Annotated in this window: 2 protein-coding genes; both read left to right on the top strand. The window is 68.9% G+C overall.

The window, feature by feature from the left end; genetic code table 11:
* Positions 1-439: 439 nt before the first annotated feature.
* Positions 440-1,213 (top strand): serine O-acetyltransferase, encoded by a 774-nt coding sequence (cysE, locus tag ACYQ2W_RS26085; protein ID WP_459873972.1) that lies wholly within the window; start codon positions 440-442, stop codon positions 1,211-1,213.
* A 102-nt stretch (positions 1,214-1,315) separates the two neighbouring features.
* A complete protein-coding gene (locus ACYQ2W_RS26080) occupies positions 1,316-1,837 on the top strand; it encodes a hypothetical protein (protein ID WP_459873970.1) in 522 nt (173 codons plus the stop codon).
* The last annotated feature ends 22 nt before the right edge of the window (positions 1,838-1,859 follow it).

The following is a 1,859-nucleotide window of genomic DNA, read 5'->3' as shown; positions in this document are numbered from 1 at the left end:
AGCCTCTCCGTAGGATGGGCAAAGGCGCGAACTGCGGTGGCCGGGAGGGACCCCGGCGGTGAGGCGCGCCGTGCCCATCGTGGCGTCGAGGTGAATCGGCACGGAGATGGGCATGCTGCGCTTTGCCCATCCTTCCCGGCCTACCCGATTCCCGACCGACGCCCGCCCCCGGCAATCCCCCCGCCCCCTGTCGCATTGGCTACAACCGGTCGTCTTTGCTCCCCACCCGCCCCTCCCGACACCCACTAACTTGTTGATTTTACGAAGGCCCGCTGTTGGCCTGGATCTTGAGATAGGGAAAGCGGGGACTCGGCCGCCGGATTGGTGAACCGCCCCTGATCGTTTAGTTCTCGGCGTGAATATTGGTTCAGGGATGAACCGCCCTTTTCTTCCCGCCGACCCTCGAATCCCGAATCCGATCCCGGTTTGGAGGTTTGAAATGAATTCCAGCAGCGAGGCGTTGGCGATGCCGGAGGAGGCGAAGAGACCGGGGCTGTGGGCCCTGTGGCGCGAGGACGTGAGCTGCGTCTTCCGCCGCGATCCGGCCGCCCGCGGGACCTTCGAGGTACTCACCACCTACCCCGGCATCCACGCCATCCTCACCCACCGCATCGCCCACCGGCTATGGCGGCGCGGCTGGCGCTATCCGGCGCGGCTGCTCTCCTTTCTCGCGCGGATGGCCACCAACGTGGACATCCACCCCGGCGCCACCATCGGCCGGCGCTTCTTCATCGACCACGGCGCCGGCGTGGTGATCGGCGAGACCGCCGAGGTCGGTGACGACGTCACCCTCTACCACGGCGTCACCCTCGGCGGCACCTCCTGGAACCGCGGCAAGCGCCACCCCACCCTGTGCGACGGCGTGCTGGTCGGCGCCGGCGCCAAGGTGCTCGGCCCGATCACCCTCGGTGCCGGCGTGCGGGTCGGTGCCAACTCGGTGGTGGTGAAGGACGTCGCCGCCGAGCGCACTGTTGTCGGCATTCCCGGCAAGGAGGTGCGCCCCGCCCGCGAGCACCACAACGACCAGGAGGGGATCGACCTCGACCACCACCTGATCCCCGACCCGGTGGGCCGCGCCATCGCCTGCCTACTGGAGCGCATCGAGACCCTGGAGGGCGAACTGCACGTGCTGCGCGGCGGCCACCCCCACACCCAACGGGTGTGCCGCGAGTGCGGCGCCACCGAGAGCTGCAAGAGCCCCGACCCAACCTGAGGCGGGCGGCGGCGCCCTCCTCACCCGCCTCCCCGGACCCTTGAGCAGGCCCCGCCCCCCCTATCCGCCAACGAACCCTGACGAATACACCCGGAACCCAAGATGGACCTGCTCGACTTCGACACCACATCCCTCTACTTCGACGATCCCCTGCCGCAGGAGGCGGCGGAGCTGATCGACCGCGCCGCCGCCGACTACCACCATGATGAGGAGGGCGGCGAGACGAGCGAGCTGCTGCTGCTGCGCGCCTACCTCGCCGCCCCCACCCACCTCGCGGTGCTGGTGGCGCTCTACCGTTTCTACTATTACAGCCACCGCCTGGAGGAGACCCTGACCACCGCCCAGCGGGCGATGGAGGCCTCCGGCAACACCCTGGGCTTCCCCGCCGACTGGCGGGAGGTGGACGACGACGACCTCCACCGCGCGGTAATGCGCGCGCCGATGGGACTGATCCGTTTCTACCTCTCCACGCTGAAGGCCACCGGCTACCTCAACCTGCGGCTGCAACGGATCGAGCTGGCCCGCGAGCAGCTGCGCAAGGTGATGTCGCTGGACACCGCCGACCGTCTCGGCGCCGGCGCGCTCCTCGGCATGATCGAGCGTGTGCCCCGCGCCGTGACCTGACAGCTTCCCTTTCTCACCTGTA

It is taken from the genome of Endothiovibrio diazotrophicus (assembly GCF_054657215.1).
Note: the sequence above shows the minus strand (reverse complement) of the source record. Positions and strands in the feature narration are given on the sequence as shown.